The organism is Bradyrhizobium sp. S3.7.6, assembly GCF_054061875.1.
The window spans coordinates 62,607-79,510 of the sequence record NZ_JBSSEQ010000004.1 but is presented as its reverse complement, the minus strand read 5'-3'; the positions used below and the strand labels follow the sequence as shown (position 1 = coordinate 79,510).

Sequence of the window (16,904 nt, the reverse complement as noted above, 5' to 3'; positions counted from 1 at the left end):
GGCCTAGTTCGACGCCAGCGCCGCCTTGGCGACCTCGGCCATCCAGGTCGAGGCGACCGGGAGGACCGCATCGTTGAAATCGTAGCGCGGGCCGTGCAACTCGGCGCCGTCGCGCAATTCACCGTTGCCGATCCAGACGAAGGCGCCGGGACGCTGCTTGAGATAGTGCGCGAAATCCTCGCCGGCCATGCTGGGCGCGAGTCGCGCCGCACCTCCGCCCGGCACGTCGGAAGGGTAGTTCGCAGTTATAGGGGGAGACCCGCTTCTCCGCGGCGAGGCGCGCAAGGCCCGCCTCATCAAGGCGTATTGACCACCACGCCGACGCCCATCACGATCTCGGGCGTGACCTTGACGCCGAAGCTCGTCGCGATCCCGGCGCAAATTCGTTCGATGCCGTCGAGAATGACGTCCTTGACCATGCGCCCCGAGGGCGCGAACTATCAGTGAGGGAGGGTCTCACCCGGATAATTGTCGATTGGTCCGGAAGCTGGCAGGCGGCTCGGTCGGGTAACTGGCTGGGTCGGAGCCCTGCGACAAAGGCGGCCTTGGGTCGCTGAGCGATCCGATGGGCCGTAACAAAGTGAAGCCCGAGCAGGCCTCGAAAGTTCTAATGCGGATGCCGACCCTCCGGTCATTTGAGGAAGGCCGCACGTGTGGGGAAGCAATCGACACGCGCACCCACGCGATCCGCCGGGGTAGTGGGCACGGCACACCGTGACCACAGCCTGATGCGATGTTGAGGCCGCTACCCTCGTCCGCGACGTGGGAGTCGGACGGGGCAGTAGGAGCGTTGATGCCGGATAATGCCGGTGGAGCAAAGGGCCCCGACTTCTGGTGCGCTTTTGAAGATGGTGAGGTGAAGGTGATTGGTGATGAGCCTGACAACGCCTGATAAGATCCGGAGCCTTCAGAGAAAGCTCTACTGCAAAGCGAAGGCGGAGCCCACCTTCCGCTTCTATCTGCTCTACGACAAGATCTGTCGCGAGGACATCCTAGACCACGCCTATCGGCTCGCGCGCATCAATGCGGTTGCACCGGGTGTGGATGGGATGACGTTTGCTCGCATCGAGGAGCAGGGCCTGGAAGCCTGGTTGGCGGGCTTGCGCGCGGAACTGGTCTCGAAGACGTACCGACCTGATCCGGTGCGGCGGGTGATGATCCCGAAAGCGAATGGTGGCGAGCGTCCGCTCGGCATTCCAACCATTCGTGATCGTGTGATTCAGACTGCCGCCAAGATCGTGATCGAACCCATCTTCGAGGTCGACTTCGAGGACAATACCTACGGCTACCGGCCCGCTCGCGGGGCGGTGGACGCGGTCAAGGAAGTGCACCGGCATTTATGCCGGGGCTATGCCGACGTAGTTGATGCTGATTTGTCCAAGTACTTCGATACGATACCGCATTCCGAGCTGATGAAGTCGGTAGCCCGGCGTGTGGTGGATCGAAACGTCCTGTGCCTCATCAAGATGTGGCTGAGGGCGCCGATCGAGGAACGGGACGCGGACGGAGCCCGGCGCATGAGTGGCGGCAAGCGAAACACGCGTGGCACGCCGCAAGGCGGTGTCGCAAGTCCACTGCTGGCCAACATCTACATGAACCGGTTCCTGAAGCATTGGCGTTTGACTAGATGCGGCGACACGTTCCAGGCTCACGTCGTCTCCTATGCCGATGACTTCGTTATCCTCAGCCGCGGTCGTGCGGCGGAGGCATTAGCGTGGATGCGATCGCAGGGATTTCGGGTTCTGGACCAGTCCAGCGCGGCCTTCCCCCCGGCGTGTGGAACGATGCCACGCCGCACTTAAGGTGGGCAAAGGAAGGTGCTTTAGATGGCGTCAGCAGTCAGGCGGCCGGTCGTTCTCATCGTCGAAGACGAATCGCTGCTCCGGACCAGCGGGGCGGAGATGGTCGCTGGCGCTGGTTTCGAGGTGGTCGAAGCTGGCAACGCCGGCGAGGCGATCGCCGTCCTCGAAGCCCGAGCCGATATCCCTATCCTCTTCACCGACATCCAGATGCCGGGATCGATGGACGGCCTAAGGCCTGTACGGTTCGTGCGCGACAGATGGCCCCCGATCAAGCTCGTCGCCACATCGGGACGCGTGCCCATCAACGAGGGCGACCTTCCGGAAGGCGGAGTGTTCATCCCCAAGCCCTCCACCGCCCCAACGATCGCCGAGGGTCCTCGGAAGCCTGGCCGCATGTCCGCAGTTCGACGTCGCGTCCTGCCTCGCGTGGAGGCGCTCCATTTAACCTTCGCCTGAGAATGGCCCTCGCACGATACCGGATTTTTCTAAGTCGGCGGTCACTAGCGTGGGTGCCGGCGGCCGACGGATGTACCCGGAACGGTTTAGACCTCTCCGGGAGACGATGGCCTCTTTGGCGTTCATCGCGGACGTCAAACTTAGGAGGTCGGCTAGGGGGCCAAACCCAGACATGAAAAGGCCGCCAACGAGGCGAGACTCAACTCAAATGTCTGCGGAGCTTCTTGATACCCTCCCGCAGATCGGATGCGTACTCTTCGATAATCTGGCGCGCCTCCGCCGAGCGGGAAGGCTTTGGCTCCGGCACGCCGCCTTTGCTTGGGGCTGGTTGGTCGGGTTGGTTCATGAGTTCCGTGGTTAGATGAAAACCAAAAGGGCCATTGAGTTAAATCAATGGAAGCCAGTTACGATGGGCGGATGGAAAGAGGCCTTAGCAAGGCGACCTTAGGTCCCCGTATTTCGTTGGGACAGGCGGGCATGTCCCAAAGGTCTAGAGTCGGACATTCCGCCTGCGCACGTTTAATTGGCGTGGTTAAGCACCGCAAAGTGAATTGAGCGCAGCGTTCAGTGTGTTGTGGCGTCTTCGATGATCTGCACGCTTGCACGAATGCCCGCCCGATGGAGCTTCAGCAAACCCTGCGCTAGTTGCCGAAGGTCATTTCGGGCCGGTCCGGGGGGAAGCTTCCGCGCCCGGCGAAGTATGTCCGCAACCTGCACCATGATCGGCATTTTAGGAGTTCGAACTTTCATTGCTCGCTCTTGGGCGTAAAGGTCGCCACCTGACGCGTCTCTTGCCATAGCTCTATCGCGTGCCCGTCGACCAATCGCTTAGCGCATCGAATGGCCTCGTCGTCGTCGCCGCAATTGATCTCGATACGATTGGCAACGTGGCCGTTGTCGTCAATGACGTAGGCGTAATATCCCCAAGGCATGGTGGACCTATTTCGGGCTTTGCACGCCGCGCGCCTTTAGCCAATCGTTCATCTGAGAGGCGGCTTCTGCCTGTCGTGAACGGCGCAAAAGCAGTTCCCGCGCCATACTGCCGACCGGCTGCTCTTCGGCCGCGTACCTATACCGCGCAGCCTCTTGCGCTAATCGCTCTTCAAAAGTCTCTTTGTGTTTGATCCGGCGGCGTACCTGGCCCATAGCAAACCCATCTGATAAGCTGGCCACGGAACCGTTTTTATCTCCCAGAACTGAGTTGTGTCTGTACGCCGGATGACTCAAAAATCGTGATTTTGGGCGGGTTTGATGGTGCGTCACAGCATGGGAAGTGCTGGCTTGGACGAGACAAAAGAAGACACAAAAACAGACCGCGAAGTGTCAGCCACCGTACGTACTCTCGACGTTTAACCTGTTAGGATGTGTTCATTGCCGACCACTGTATCGGGCGTCGGCAACTGAGAGTTCTTGCACTCCCGCCTGCATGCGGGAGCGCAACACATGCTGCAATTAAACGCGATTCTTGCGTCGTTGCCAGAGGGCGACAAAGCAGCCCTGAAACCTCATCTCAAAGCCATTCACCTTCAGCAAAAAACAGTGCTGTATGAGACCGGCGACACGATCAGCGCAGTCTACTTCCCAACAAGCGCAGTGGTCTCACTGGTTTCGACGTTAACGACCGGCGAAATGACTGAGGCCGCGATGGTCGGTAGGGATGGCGCTGTCGGCATCGCGTCGGCATTAGATGGAAAAGTCGCAATGTGTCGTGCCATTGTTCAATTGGGCGGCGATGCGATGGTTTGCGATCCGAGCGCGTTCAGAAGCGCTGCAATGCAGTCAGAGAAATTAATTTCTAAGATTATGAGACATGAGCAGACCTTGTTCGCCCAAGCGCAGCAATCAACAGCTTGCATGGCCAATCACGAAGTCGAAGCCCGGCTTTGTCGCTGGCTGTCGCGGGCCCGCGATCTAGCCGGATCCGACCAACTTCCTTTTACTCAGGAATTTTTAGCTGAGATGCTCGGTGTTCGGCGTCCAAGCGTAACAACTGTTGCGCGTACACTTCAGGAAGCCGGAATCGTTAAGTACAGGCGCGGCCATATAGAAATCGTCGATGTCGAAGCTCTGCGCGAAAGCGCCTGCGAGTGCTACGAAACGGTCAGAGGCCAGTATGAGCAATTGCTCGGAGCGCCGCTTGGGGGTTAGTCACTGCTGTCGATTCGGATTGAACGGCCCCCCGAGTCCAACGTCTGGCCGGGCGCGGCGTTACTCTTCCCGAATGCGTTCGCCGCACCTGTCGCACTGATAAAGCCGTCCCTAAGCGGCTAAGATCGCCTCGTAGCGCGGCGCACAATGTATCTCTGCTTTTTCGCTGGAGCGTGTGATGTCGCCTTCGGGTCAGGAACGCTCTTTTTTGCGTTCACCCGCAACTTCCGGTCTGCCCCTATCAATCGACATCTAGCTGCGTCGCAGCGACGGCCAACATAGACATCGTTGGCACAAATTCTAAAGACACGGACTTGAGCACCCATATTGGCCCGGTGAGGACGGAGAAAGCTGAGGCAGGGCCATTCGTTCCTCATGAAGACGATTTGAGGCTCGGTTACGCCAGCCGTCGCGGCAGGCTGTTGTGGATCGTGCAGGCCGCCAGGGCGGCATGACCAAAGGCGACGGAAATTTGATGCAGATCCGTCACGACGTCGCCGATCCCGTACAGACCGGCTACCGACGTACGCTGATGATCATCGACCTCAAGATAGTCCTGCTCGGTATGCGCCGCGCCAAGCGACAACGCGAGCTGCGATCGCACTTCGGCGCCCATCGCAGGGTAGATGACATCGAACTCCACCGTTCTGCCCTCATAGACGGCTTCGAGCTTGTGACCGGCTCGCCGCAAGCTCAGATCGGATGCTTCGACGAGGTGAACCCCCGCCTCGGCAAGCCCGGGCTTCAGATTGTCCCCATTCAGCCGGGTTGCGAGCAGTGTCACGTCCCGAGAGTAGCCGCGCAGGAACAGGGCCTTGGCCGCCGCCTGGTCCAGCGGCCCTACGACGGCGATGCGACGTCCGATGGCCTCGTGGGCGTCACAGACGGGGCAGTATCGCAAGAGCCCGTCGGCCACGGCCCCGCGCCATTCTTGGAAGGGAGGATGGGTGTCGACGATCCCGCAGGCGAGCACGACGGCGGCCGCATCGATCGATTCCCCGTTCCAGGTCGCACGAAAACCACGCTCGCTCCGCGCCAGGGCGGTAACCTCGGCGCGAATCACGGGGACCTCGAGCTCGGACAGTTGGGCGGACATCCGCGAAAGCAACTCCGGTCCGGACAAGCCGCCGGTGAAACCGGGCAGATTATGGCTGCGCGGAATCAGGGCGGCGCGGCTTGCCTCGGCGTCGACCAGGCAGACGCTACGCCGGAAGCGCGCCAGATAGATGGCAGCCATGAGCCCTGCGGGGCCACCGCCGACGATCAGGCAATCAAGGGACATCGCGCTCCATCAGGTCCGCTCTCGCGCCAGGCACGGCGCCGCTACAACAGGTTGACGGGGGTCCCGTTCCGGGGGCCATCGGAAGCGACGACCAACCTTCAACGAAGCTGCTTTGCATAGGAACGACGTGCTCCATCCGGTCTTCCTTCGCGACGTCAGCGGACAGCCGCAGAGGGCCGCAGTCTACCGGGCCCGCGAGGGGCGCGGTGAGAAGGACCGGGACAGCGAGTAAGTCGGCTGACTGCTTCCAGCGCAATCAGGAACGGGATTACCGAGCTGCAGTTGGCATAGCAGACAGGAGTTGCCGCCATGCGCCGCTCGAAGCCTCACCCAATCCGCAACAAGCTCGACCTGACCGACTCTAGCCAGGTGCGCCTCGTCCGAAAGCGCTTGAAACTCTCCAATGCCGAGCTGACCGCAATCGTCGGCCGGATCGGCAACTCGCTGTCCGCGGTCAGCAAGGAGGCAGAGAGGGCGACCGAACTGCCCGAGCCGGCCGAAGTGCCGCCTGCCGCAGTGATCGCTTCGGCAACCGGCGGCGAGCAGATCGCAACCGATGCGGCGGCGACCGCGCCTGATTCCTAACGGTTTCCTGTGGGGGCACCATGGATCAGCCGGTACATTCAGACGAGGCCCCACCCGGGTGGCGTCGAGCCTGCGCCGCACCACTGAGGCAAGCGTTTCCGCTGGGCGCCACTTGGGACGGACTTGGCGTGAACTTCGCGCTGTTTTCAGCCCATGCCACCAAGGTCGAGCTCTGCCTGTTCGACAATGCCGGCGAAACCGAGATCGAGCGAATCGAACTTCCCGAATACACCGACGAAGTCTGGCACGGTCGACGCACTGTCGTCGTGCTCGCAGGCGCACCCCGCCCGAGACCGACGACTCCAAGTCAGCCACCCCACCTGGGCAAGGCTTAGCAGGACGACCCAGATATGTAACAAGATGCACCGCTACGACTTCGCCGTGCCAGGCTCTGCCATCTTGCGATGTTGCCTGGCCAGCATCTCGTTCGGCGTGACGTTGGCGACCGTGGTTTGGATCCTGTTCTTCAGCCCTGTGACGATATCGGAATCCCCGCGCAGCATCGCATCAAAGCCGGCCTTGGCGACGTCGTAGGCGCCGTCCTTCGGCTCGGTGCCGACCTTGGTGTCCATCATCTCGGCGCGGCGGAAGAACTCGGTCTCGGTGGCGCCCGGCATCAGGCAGGTGACCGTGACGCCGCTGTCGCGCAGCTCTTCGCGCAGCGCGAACGAGAACGAGTCCAGAAATGCCTTGCTGGCGTTATAGGCCGCCTGGAAACTGCCGGGCGTGAAGCCGGCGATCGAGCCGGTGATCAGGATACGTCCGGCATTGCGGCGGAACATTTCATTGCCGACGCGGTGGATCAGATACAGCGTGCCGGTGATGTTGGTGTCGATAAGGTGTTTCACCCTGGCAAAATCCTGGTCGAGGAATGCCTTGCCGAGGCCGATGCCGGCATTGGCAAGGAGAGCGTCGATCGGCCGGTCTCCGATCGCGGCGCAGAGCTTGTCGACGCCTTCCGTGGTAGCGAGATCGGCCTCGACTGGCTCTACGCTGCCGCCGAGCCTGCGCAGATCGACGGCCACCCGCTCGATAGCGGGCTCGTCCGCGGCGATGACGAGATTGAAACCGGCCTGGGCGCAGCAACTTGCGAGCTCCAAGCCGATACCGGTGGAAGCGCCGGTGACGACGGCGAGTTGGTTGGCGGGCATGAGTGCGTCCTCGCTTGAGCTGATCACGCCCAACCCCTGTCTTACTCTCTCGTTCCTATTTGCATTGCTTTTCGCGCGAACCGGTGCAGCGCGAAGAATTTGCGCGCGGCGATAGCAACTATCGTTCATCTCTTGACTTAGATGCCAACTGGTTCAGCCCGGAGGACGGAAGATGAAGGCGCTGGTTTGGCACGGCAAGGAGGACGTCCGCTGCGACACCGTCACCGATCCGGAGATCCAGGACCCGCGCGATGCCATCATCAAGGTCACGAGCTGCGCCATCTGCGGCTCCGACCTGCACCTGTTTCACAACTTCATTCCGGGCATGCTTCCGGGCGACATCATGGGCCACGAGACCATGGGCGAAGTCGTCGAGGTCGGCCCGGGCGTCGACGGCAAGCTAAAGAAGGGCGACCGCATCGTCGTGCCTTTCACGATCATTTGCGGCGAATGCGACCAGTGCAAGCGCGGCAATTTTTCGGTTTGCGAGACCACCAACCGCAACCGCCATCTGGCCGACAAGGTGTTCGGGCACACGACAGCAGGCCTGTTCGGCTACACGCACCTGACCGGCGGCTATCCCGGCGGCCAGGCCGAATATCTGCGCGTGCCCTTTGCCGGCGCCACCCATATCAAGGTGCCTGCCGGCATTCCCGACGAGCAATTGCTGTTTCTCAGCGACATCTTCCCGACCGGCTGGCAGGCTGCCGTGCAATGCGACATCGAGCCGACTGACACGGTCGCGATCTGGGGCTGCGGTCCCGTGGGACAGATGGCAATCCGCAGCGCCATCCTGCTCGGCGCCAATCAGGTGATCGCGATCGACTGTTTGCCCGAGCGGCTCAGCATGGCCGAGGCTGGCGGCGCCACCACCATCAACTTCGAGAACGAAAGCGTTCTGGAGCGGCTCAAGGAGCTTACCGACGGCAAAGGGCCTGAAAAATGTATCGATTGCGTCGGGATGGAATCCCATGTGATGGCTTCCCTGCCCGACACTCTGCTCGACCGCGCCAAACAGATGGTGATGGTGGAGAGCGACCGGCCGCACGTGCTGCGTGAGATGATCTATGTCTGCCGGCCCGGCGGCATCATCTCGGTGCCGGGCGTGTACAGCGGGTTCTCCGACATGCTTCCGATGGGCGCGTTCATGAACAAGGGCCTGACGATGCGTACCGGCCAGACCCACGTCAACCGCTGGACCGACGACCTGCTCCGCCGGATCGAAGAGGGCGAGATCGACCCGTCCTTCGTCATCACCCACACCGTCCCGCTCAGCCAAGGCCCCGAGATGTACCAGGTGTTTCGCGACAAACGCGACTCCTGCGTCAAGGTTGTGCTGAGGCCCTGAGGAGTAAGACCATGTTTCATTTCTCCAATATCGTGCGTACCAAGGGCGACCCGAAGATCGTCGCGGGCGGGCCGAGCCTGAAGCGGCCCGAAGACCAGCTCGCGCGCGCGTTGGGCTGGTTCAGCATCGGTCTTGGCATTGTGGAATTGTTCGCGCCGCGGCGCGTTACCGAAACGCTGGGCATGGAAGGTCGTGAGACGCTGGTCCGTGCCTTCGGCGCGCGGGAGATTATGACCGGGATCATGTCGCTCTCGGTCGACAAGAACGCCGGCCTGTGGGCTCGTGTCGGCGGCGACGGCCTCGATGCCGCCGCGCTGCTCTCCGGCCTGACAGCGGACAATCCCCGGAAGGGGAACGTCGCACTGGCGCTGCTGATGGTCGGCGGCATCGCCGTGCTCGACTACCGCGCCGCGCAGGACACCAAGCCGCGGCGGCCGCCGCGCGATGCAAGGCGCAGGCTCTATCCGACCCGCAGCGGTTTCCCCAAGGGCATTGAGAGCGCGAGAATTGCGGCAAAGCAGATCGCAGCGCACGCCAAGACGGGAAGGACCTGAGGAAGCACGACGGGGGTGAAGCAGGGCAATGAGCGTCGAGGCACGTGACGAAGGAGCGTGGTGGGAAACCGCGGTCATCTACGAAATCGCACTGATCTCGTTCCAGGATTCGAACGGCGACGGCAAGGGCGACCTCGCCGGGCTGATGTCTCGCATCGACTACCTGAAATGGCTTGGCGTCGACGCCGTGTGGCTGACTCCCATCTACAGGAGCCCCTTCCGCGACCTCGGCTACGACATCTCCGACTATTGTTCGATCGATCTCGTCTTTGGCAGCCTCGATGAGTTCGACGACCTCCTGAAGGCGCTGCACGCGGCGAATATTCGCCTGATCCTCGACCTCGTGCCCAATCACACCGCGAACGACCACAAGTGGTTCGTCGATAGTTCGAGCTCACCGAACAGCGCCAAAGCCGATTGGTACATCTGGGCCGATGCGGCCGAGAATGGCGGTCCGCCCAACAACTGGCTGAGCCGCTTCGGCGGCAGCGCCTGGGAATGGTGCGAGGCGCGGCGGCAATATTATTATCATTCCTTCCTGGTCGAGCAGCCCGACCTGAACTGGCGCAGCCCGCAAGTGCGCGCCGCGCTCGCCGATGTCATGCGCTTCTGGCTCGACCGCGGCGTCGACGGCTTTCGCGTCGATGCCAGCGCAGTTTTGATCAAGGACGAACTTCTGCGCGACAACCCGCCCAACCCAAACGCTGAGGGCAAACCGCCGCCGCAGCGTCAGACGCCCGTGTTTACCGACGACCGGCCGCAGACGATGGGCTGCATCGAATTCATCCGCGAGGTGATGGACAGCTATCCGGGACGGATGTTGTGCGGTGAAGTCCAAGGCAAGACCGACCGGATCGGGCACTTTTACGGCAACGACCGCCCGCGCCTGCATTTGCCGCTCAATTTCGCGCTGCTCGACTCGCTTTGGGACGCACTGTCGCTGCAGGCAACCATCGATGCGTATTTCAACGCCATCCCGGAACATGCCTGGCCGGCGTGGGTGATCGGCGGCCACGACAAGCGGCGGATCGCGAGCAAGATCGGCGAAGCGCAGATGCGCGTGCTGGCGATGCTGCTGATGACGCTGCGGGGAACGCCGTTCTTCTTCGCGGGCGACGAGATCGGCCGCAAGCGCGTTCCTATTCCCCGCGACCGCATCCGCGATCCCTTCGAGAAGCTAGTTCCAGACCATGGCCTCTGCCGCGATCCCGAACGCGCGCCGATGCGATGGGATGACAGCACCAACGGCGGATTCACCACCGGCAATCCATGGCTGCCGCTGGAGCCGCCCGAGGGTGCCGCCAACGTGGCGGAGCAGCAACGCGACGAACGTTCGATCCTGGCCCTGTTTCGCGCATTGATGGCGCTGCGTCGTGAGCATTCGTGCCTGCACTCGGGCGGTTATGAGCCGCTTCGATCGCAGAACGACGTTCTTACCTACAGGCGGATCGATCAGCGGAACGACATTCTTGTCGCGCTCAACATCGCCGCCGAGCCGCGGAAATGGCGCTGGCAATGCCATGGTCGTTTGCTGATATCGACTCATTTGGACCGGCCACCTGAATCGTTACCGGACGCATCCGTCCTGCTTCGCGGCAATGAAGGCGTGATCGTCGCGCTCGCGCCGCGGTGAGGGTGCAGGAAGGGAACCATTCGCGCGTCAGAGAGTCTCATCAACGCTTCCGGCGTCCCCCCTGCTGCCGGAAGCTTGTTGAACGAAACCGTGGCTCCGGCGCTCATTCACCCCTTGGGCGCCGGGTAGCGGCGAGAGGTTGGAGGCGGACCATGAGCAAGACGAAGGACCTGGGGCAGCGGATCACCGGCAAGGCGAAACAGGCCGTCGGCGAGATCGTCGGGGATCAGGATCTCCACGAGGAAGGCAAGGAGCAAGCGGAGCCCGGCCGTGACGAACAGGGCAAGCCCGGCGAGTTCAATCCGTTGAAGAAACTCAACCAGCTGACGTGAACGCCGCCGCGCCGTCAACCATTTTCAATGCACGCCCCGCTGATGATGGCCCCTCGCGTCGGCGCTCGCGCTGGATCGCCGCTGCCGAACTCGGCCTTATCAGCAGCTCCTTCTCCACGGTCGTCAGCCAGCTCTTCGCCGCCCGCATCGGCCGCGATGCCGCGGTCGACTGGATGACCGGTCGCCGCCATTCCCGCGCGCGATTGGGCGCTCGGTCCGGAGCCGCCGTGGAGCGCAATCATCACAGGGATCGCCTTCCACCAAGCGGACTTTTCCTGGGCGGTCTTCTTCTTCGGCGTGCTCGGACGCTGGACCGCGGATTTGCGCCCGTCCGCGATTCTGGTGCTCGCCCTCCCCTGGGCCGTATTCTCTTCGAGTATGGAATGGTTCGTGCTGGTGCCGCTGTTTCCGTTCTGGCAGCCGCTGTTCACACTGCTGCAGCCCTACTGGATTGGGCTGCTCGTCCACGGCTCCTCGGCGGTGATGTATCCCCTGTTTGCGCGGCTGCGCTGGAGGCGAGGCGCGGCACCCGCGCGCGATGTTCGCTTCACCAACGCCTGGATCACGGCAGCACTGGCCGTGATCGCGCTGCTTGGCGCGGTCGCGCTGTTCGGTAGCCACGGTTACGAGCCGCCATGGATGGGGCGAGACCGGGATGCGGACCAGACTTACATCCGTCATATGACCGCGCATCATGCCCAGGGCATCGAACTGGCACGGATCGCCGCGGAGCGCGGACAGGATCCGCATCTGCGAAAGCTCGCGATGCTGATGGTCGCGAGCCAGGCCGGCGAGAACCGGATTTTGGAGACCTGGTGGCTGAGCTGGTTCGACAGCGAGATGCCCGATTGCAGCACGGACGAACGTGCGACCATGCCGGGCTTCTTGACACTGGTCGAGATGCGGCAGGTCAAGGCGGCGCCGGCCGACCAGTTCGACTCGATGTTTATCGATGCGATGAGCAGGCATCACGCCGGCGCCGTCAGGATGGCCGACCAGATGTGGCATGACCACGGAGACCTGCGCCTGCGCATCATGGCTCATGCCATTCGTCACGAGCAACAGGGCGAGATCGCGCTCATGCATGGCGCGAGCGGCTTTGCCGCCGTCGCCACGGCCTTTCGCAACATGTTGAGCGACAACGTCAATTGAACGCGGGGAACCTAGGTTCGACGAGCCGATTGACGATCACAGTTCCTGAACTCAAGCGATCAGATGAAGCGGATGCGCATCGTTCTCCTTGGTCTTGCAGCCGCCTTGGCGGGATGCCAGCGGGAAGAGCGGCAGTTGCGGCTCGACCCGCCGATTGCCAATGCGCTCGACAAGGTCGCGCTGATGCCGAACCGCATCGGCGGCGCGCCGCCGGAGGTCTATTTCGCGCTCGACAAGCCCTATGAGACCAACGCCTACAATCTCAGCCAAGGCAAGCGGCTCTATTCGTGGTTCGGCTGCAAGAGCTGCCATGGCGACGGCCAGGGCGGCAGCGGCCCTGGCTTCCTCGACGGCTGGTGGTACTACGGTCCCGAGACGGTCTCGATCTTCGCCTCGATCCGAGATGGGCGGCCGCACGGCATGCCCCCTTCGGGGACAAGATGACCACGGATCAAATCTGGCAGCTTGCGGGCTATGTGCAGACCATCGGCTCTTATGAAGGCAAGACCGCCGCGCCGAGCCGCAACGACGAGAAGCAGACACGGCCATCCGAAAACCGCGCACCGGCAAAGCTGCTGTTCGACGAAGGCCCTTCGCCCGTCCATCCGGACCAAGGACCGACACCGTGATCCGCGCGATCGGCAAAGCCGGTTTGAGCGCGATGCTCGCCGCGCCGCTGGCAGCCTGCGGCGGCAACTGGCAATCCGCGCTCGACGTCCACGGTGCCCCCGCGAACAGCCTCAAGCATCTTATCATCATGATCGTCGCGATCTGCTCCGTGGTCTGGATGTTGGTTATGGTCGCACTGATCGCCGCGTTGTGGCACAGCCGCGACGACCGGCCCGCCGGACCGGCGCGCGGGAACGAGCGGCGGATAACCATCGCGGTGATCGGCGCCGTCGTCGCAACGGTCCTGATCATCAGCACGTTCACCATCATGAGCTTCGTCGCGACACGCGCGCTCGCGGTCGCCGGGGAAGACCATCTGACGATCCGGGTGCGCGGCCTGCAATGGTGGTGGGGCCTCGAATATATCGGCCCCGATCCGTCCAACAGGTTCGAGACCGCCAACGAGATCCACATTCCCGTCGGCCGCAACGTGCGCCTCAAGCTCGAGGGCCTCGACGTGATCCATTCGTTCTGGGTGCCGAGTCTCGGCGGCAAGCAGGATCTCGTTCCCGGTCGCTCCAACGAGCTCACCATCCGCGCCGAGCACGCCGGCGTCTATCGCGGCCAGTGCGCGGAATTCTGCGGCATGCAGCACGCCCATATGGCGCTGCTGGTCATTGCCGAACCGCAGGAGGATTTCGACAAATGGGAGAGTGCGCAGCGGCAGGCGGCAATCCAGCCGGCCGAAGCAGATATCGCCTCTGGCTTGCAGACTTTCCTGGCAAAACCCTGCGCGGCCTGCCACACGGTGCGCGGCACCGCGGCGGCGGGTAAAACCGGGCCGGACCTTACCCATGTCGGCAGCCGCCGCACCATCGCAGCCGGCCTGTTCGAAACCACGCGCGGCTCGCTCGCGGCTTGGATCGCCGATCCCCAGACCATCAAGCCCGGCAACAACATGCCGATGGTGCCGCTGACGCCTGACGAGCTGCGCGCGGTGTCCGCATATCTGGCGAGCCTGAAATGAAACATCCCACCACGGCGTTCGATACGGGAGACATCGATCTCCAGCGCGCGCGTTTGACCGGTGCGCTAGAGGAGACGTGGAAAACGCCATCCGGATTCTGGGGCGCGTTTGCAACCGTCGATCACAAGATCATCGGCCGCCGCTACATCTTCACGGCCTTCGTCTTCCTTGCCCTCGGCGGCGTGCTGGCCGCCCTGATGCGAATCCAGCTCGCGCAGCCGGAGGCGCGCCTGCTCGGTCCCGACCGTTACAACCAGATCTTCACCATGCACGGCGCCAACATGATGTTCCTTTTCGCCGTGCCCGTGATGGAAGCGGTCGCGGTCTATCTCGTTCCGCTGATGGTCGGCACCCGCAACATCGCCTTTCCGCGTCTGAACGCCTTTTCCTACTGGATTTATCTCGCCGGCGGCGCACTGCTCTGGAGCGCTTTCGCTCTCGACATGGGGCCGGATGTCGGTTGGTTCGCCTATGTTCCGCTGTCCGGCCCGCAATATGCCGCCGGCAAGCGCGCCGACATCTGGGCGCAGATGATCACGTTCACTGAGGTGTCCGCGCTCGCCATCGCGGTCGAGCTGGTGGTCACGATCTTCAAACAGCGCGCGCCCGGCATGACGCTCGACCGCATTCCGGTGTTCGTCTGGGCAATGCTGGTGACGTCCTTTCTCGTGATCATGGCGATGCCTGCAATCATGGTTGCCAGCACCAGCCTGATCCTCGACCGTCTCGTCGGCACGCATTTCTTCAATCCGGCCGAGGGGGGCGACGTGCTGCTCTGGCAGCATCTGTTCTGGTTCTTCGGCCATCCCGAGGTGTACATCATCTTCCTACCTGCAGCCGGCATGGTCTCGACCATGCTCGAACCCTTCGCACGGCGACGGGCCTTCGGCTATCTCGGCCTCGTGATGGCGCTGATCGCGACCGGCATCCTCGCCTTCGGCCTGTGGGTGCATCACATGTTCGTGGCGGGCCTGCCACGGCTCGGCGACAGCTTTTTCACGGCGTCCAGCATGGCCATCGCGATTCCCGCCGGCATCCAAATGTTCTGCTGGCTGGCGACGCTGTGGGACGGGCGGCCGGTGTTCAAGACACCCCTGCTGTTCATCATCGGCTTTATCGTCACCTTCGTGATAGGCGGTTTGACCGGCGTGATGGTCGCCTCGGTGCCGTTCGACACCCAGGTGCACGACACCTATTTCGTCGTCGCGCATTTCCACTACGTGCTGATCGGCGGCGCCGTGTTTCCTCTGCTCGGCGCTATCCACTATTGGTTTCCCAAGCTGACGGGACGCATGATGAGCGAGGCGCTGGGGCGATGGTCGTTCTGGTTGATCATCGTCGGCTTCAACGCGACCTTCTTTCCGATGCATATCCTCGGGCTGGAGGGCATGCCGCGCCGCATCTACACCTACCAGCCCGACCTGCCATGGCACGGGCTCAACCTTTTCGTCAGCCTGAGCGCGGTGGTTCTCACCGCAGGCTTCCTGCTCTTCTTCATCAATGTGCTTTGCAGTGCGCGCTTCGGAGAGGTTGCGCCCGACAACCCCTGGGACGCAGCCACGCTGGAATGGGCAACGACATCGCCGCCGCCAAGCTACAATTTCGCGATGATCCCGGTTGTCGGCAGCCTGCACCCGCTGTGGGAGAACCGCGACATGCTTGCGGTGGCTGACGGCCTGCGCACCGATCGCCGCGAACTGGTCGTGACCTCGCTCGCGACCGCGGAACCGCAGGCGCGCGAGTCCTCCCCGCAACATTCGATCTGGCCGCTCTGGGCGGCGATTGCGACCACGGTCATGCTGATCTGGTCGATCTTCTCGCCCTGGGCCGTAGTCTGGGGATCGATCCCCGTTGCGATAGCACTGAGCGGCTGGTTCTGGCCCAAGGGCACGCCGGAGGACGAAGCATGAGGGAAAGGATCGTCCTCGATCTCGGCAAATTGCCATTGCATGGCATGGGCGCAGCGAGCCTCACCTGGTGGGGCACGCTCGCCTTCATGCTGATCGAAGGCACCGGCTTCGCCCTCGCCATCGCCGTCTATTTGTATCTGATGAGCCTGGCGACGGTCTGGCCGATCAATGCACCGCCGCCCGGTCTGCTGCCGGGCACGCTGGTGACGTTAATCCTTCTGGTCAGCTTGGTGCCGAATATCCTTGTCTCGCACTGGGCCGAGCGGCAGGACCTGCGCAAGGTGCGGATTGGGATGGTGATCATGTCGATCCTCGGCATCGCTCCGCTGATCGTGCGCATCTTCGAATTCCCCGCCCTCAAGGTGAGCTGGGACAGCAACGCCTACGGCTCGGTGGTGTGGATCCTGCTCGGCCTCCACACCACCCACATCATCACCGATCTCGTTGACACCCTGGTGCTGGCCGCACTGATGTTCACGCGGCACGGTCCGAACTCGAGGCGGTTCGGCGATGTCCAGGATAACGCCATGTATTGGAACTTTGTCGTCGCGACCTGGCTTCCGATCTATGGCTGCATTTATTGGCTGGCACGGCTATGAGCACATCAAAGCTCCTGACCAAGCTCTCAATCTGGGCAGGTCTCTGGTTCGCGCCGCTGATCTGGGCTGCCAACATGCAGCTTGGACAGATCCTGCCGTATGCTGATTGCCGCTCGCAGCTCCACATTTCCGCCATCACGTCATTCGTCGGTACAGCGCTCGCCTCTCGGCAGGTTTGACCTCATGGTTGTTTCCGCGCCAGACGGCTGGCAATGCCGAGCTTCGGTCGGCCAATGCCGACTTCGGCGCCGGCGTGAGCGCACTCTCCGCAACGATCTTCACTTTCGCGCTGCTGATGCAGGGCGTCGCATCCCTG

At 62.6% G+C, this 16,904-nt stretch carries 17 protein-coding genes and 2 pseudogenes; 15 read left to right on the top strand and 4 right to left on the bottom strand.

What is annotated here, in order from left to right; translation table 11 throughout:
- Positions 1-3: 3 nt before the first annotated feature.
- Both ACVJ5M_RS45570 and ACVJ5M_RS45565 read right to left on the bottom strand, forming a co-directional pair.
- The gene (locus ACVJ5M_RS45570; RefSeq protein WP_354098819.1) at positions 4-189 is read right to left on the bottom strand and encodes a hypothetical protein; all 186 of its coding nucleotides are present in this window, start codon (positions 187-189) and stop codon (positions 4-6) included.
- Between the two features lie 107 nt (positions 190-296).
- The gene (locus ACVJ5M_RS45565) at positions 297-419 is read right to left on the bottom strand and encodes a hypothetical protein (RefSeq protein ID WP_354100524.1); all 123 of its coding nucleotides are present in this window, start codon (positions 417-419) and stop codon (positions 297-299) included.
- Positions 420-872: 453 nt separating this feature from the next.
- Between ACVJ5M_RS45565 and ACVJ5M_RS45560 the strand changes: the two genes are divergently transcribed.
- The 3 genes from ACVJ5M_RS45560 (at position 873) to ACVJ5M_RS45550 (ending at position 4,406) form a co-directional block, all read left to right on the top strand.
- Positions 873-1,802: a reverse transcriptase domain-containing protein gene (locus ACVJ5M_RS45560; protein ID WP_354098821.1), complete on the top strand. Its 930-nt coding sequence runs from the start codon at positions 873-875 to the stop codon at positions 1,800-1,802.
- A 24-nt stretch (positions 1,803-1,826) separates the two neighbouring features.
- The gene (locus ACVJ5M_RS45555) at positions 1,827-2,258 is read left to right on the top strand and encodes a response regulator (protein WP_354100523.1); all 432 of its coding nucleotides are present in this window, start codon (positions 1,827-1,829) and stop codon (positions 2,256-2,258) included.
- 1,443 nt (positions 2,259-3,701) lie between these two features.
- A complete protein-coding gene (locus ACVJ5M_RS45550; RefSeq protein WP_354100522.1) occupies positions 3,702-4,406 on the top strand; it encodes a Crp/Fnr family transcriptional regulator in 705 nt (234 codons plus the stop codon).
- 397 nt (positions 4,407-4,803) lie between these two features.
- Here the strand turns inward: ACVJ5M_RS45550 and ACVJ5M_RS45545 are convergent, their stop codons facing one another.
- Positions 4,804-5,688: an NAD(P)/FAD-dependent oxidoreductase gene (locus ACVJ5M_RS45545; RefSeq protein WP_085399078.1), complete on the bottom strand. Its 885-nt coding sequence runs from the start codon at positions 5,686-5,688 to the stop codon at positions 4,804-4,806.
- Between the two features lie 309 nt (positions 5,689-5,997).
- Between ACVJ5M_RS45545 and ACVJ5M_RS45540 the strand changes: the two genes are divergently transcribed.
- Both ACVJ5M_RS45540 and ACVJ5M_RS45535 read left to right on the top strand, forming a co-directional pair.
- Positions 5,998-6,273 carry a DUF3606 domain-containing protein gene (locus ACVJ5M_RS45540; RefSeq protein WP_085399079.1) on the top strand — a complete coding sequence of 92 codons (276 nt, stop codon included), beginning with the start codon at positions 5,998-6,000 and terminating at the stop codon, positions 6,271-6,273.
- Positions 6,274-6,293: 20 nt separating this feature from the next.
- Positions 6,294-6,524: pseudogene (locus ACVJ5M_RS45535) on the top strand (glycogen debranching protein GlgX); the annotation flags it as partial.
- 117 nt (positions 6,525-6,641) lie between these two features.
- On the opposite strand, the gene ACVJ5M_RS45530 reads toward ACVJ5M_RS45535, so the two are convergent.
- On the bottom strand, positions 6,642-7,424 hold the full coding sequence (locus ACVJ5M_RS45530) for an SDR family NAD(P)-dependent oxidoreductase (protein ID WP_354100521.1): 783 nt from the start codon (positions 7,422-7,424) through the stop codon (positions 6,642-6,644).
- 172 nt (positions 7,425-7,596) lie between these two features.
- Here ACVJ5M_RS45530 and ACVJ5M_RS45525 point away from each other — a divergent pair, with 172 nt between their 5' ends.
- The 10 genes and pseudogenes from ACVJ5M_RS45525 (at position 7,597) to ACVJ5M_RS45480 (ending at position 16,767) form a co-directional block, all read left to right on the top strand.
- Positions 7,597-8,772 (top strand): zinc-dependent alcohol dehydrogenase, encoded by a 1,176-nt coding sequence (locus ACVJ5M_RS45525; RefSeq protein ID WP_085399080.1) that lies wholly within the window; start codon positions 7,597-7,599, stop codon positions 8,770-8,772.
- 11 nt (positions 8,773-8,783) lie between these two features.
- Positions 8,784-9,326, top strand: coding sequence for a hypothetical protein (locus ACVJ5M_RS45520; protein ID WP_085399081.1), 543 nt, complete (start codon positions 8,784-8,786; stop codon positions 9,324-9,326).
- Positions 9,327-9,354: 28 nt separating this feature from the next.
- Positions 9,355-10,959 (top strand): alpha-amylase family glycosyl hydrolase, encoded by a 1,605-nt coding sequence (locus tag ACVJ5M_RS45515; RefSeq protein WP_354266999.1) that lies wholly within the window; start codon positions 9,355-9,357, stop codon positions 10,957-10,959.
- A 152-nt stretch (positions 10,960-11,111) separates the two neighbouring features.
- Positions 11,112-11,291 carry a CsbD family protein gene (locus ACVJ5M_RS45510; RefSeq protein WP_354100519.1) on the top strand — a complete coding sequence of 60 codons (180 nt, stop codon included), beginning with the start codon at positions 11,112-11,114 and terminating at the stop codon, positions 11,289-11,291.
- A gap of 321 nt (positions 11,292-11,612) precedes the next feature.
- Positions 11,613-12,443, top strand: coding sequence for a DUF305 domain-containing protein (locus ACVJ5M_RS45505; protein ID WP_354100518.1), 831 nt, complete (start codon positions 11,613-11,615; stop codon positions 12,441-12,443).
- Positions 12,444-12,515: 72 nt separating this feature from the next.
- Positions 12,516-13,072, top strand: a pseudogene (locus ACVJ5M_RS45500) (c-type cytochrome).
- Positions 13,073-13,104: 32 nt separating this feature from the next.
- The gene (coxB, locus tag ACVJ5M_RS45495; RefSeq protein ID WP_354098857.1) at positions 13,105-14,079 is read left to right on the top strand and encodes a cytochrome c oxidase subunit II; all 975 of its coding nucleotides are present in this window, start codon (positions 13,105-13,107) and stop codon (positions 14,077-14,079) included.
- A complete protein-coding gene (gene ctaD / locus ACVJ5M_RS45490) occupies positions 14,076-15,989 on the top strand; it encodes a cytochrome c oxidase subunit I (RefSeq protein WP_354098832.1) in 1,914 nt (637 codons plus the stop codon). The genes coxB and ctaD overlap by 4 nt, the downstream gene beginning before the upstream one ends.
- On the top strand, positions 15,986-16,588 hold the full coding sequence (locus ACVJ5M_RS45485; RefSeq protein ID WP_354080616.1) for a cytochrome c oxidase subunit 3: 603 nt from the start codon (positions 15,986-15,988) through the stop codon (positions 16,586-16,588). Before ctaD ends, ACVJ5M_RS45485 begins: the two co-directional genes overlap by 4 nt.
- The gene (locus ACVJ5M_RS45480) at positions 16,585-16,767 is read left to right on the top strand and encodes a hypothetical protein (RefSeq protein WP_354100517.1); all 183 of its coding nucleotides are present in this window, start codon (positions 16,585-16,587) and stop codon (positions 16,765-16,767) included. Before ACVJ5M_RS45485 ends, ACVJ5M_RS45480 begins: the two co-directional genes overlap by 4 nt.
- The last annotated feature ends 137 nt before the right edge of the window (positions 16,768-16,904 follow it).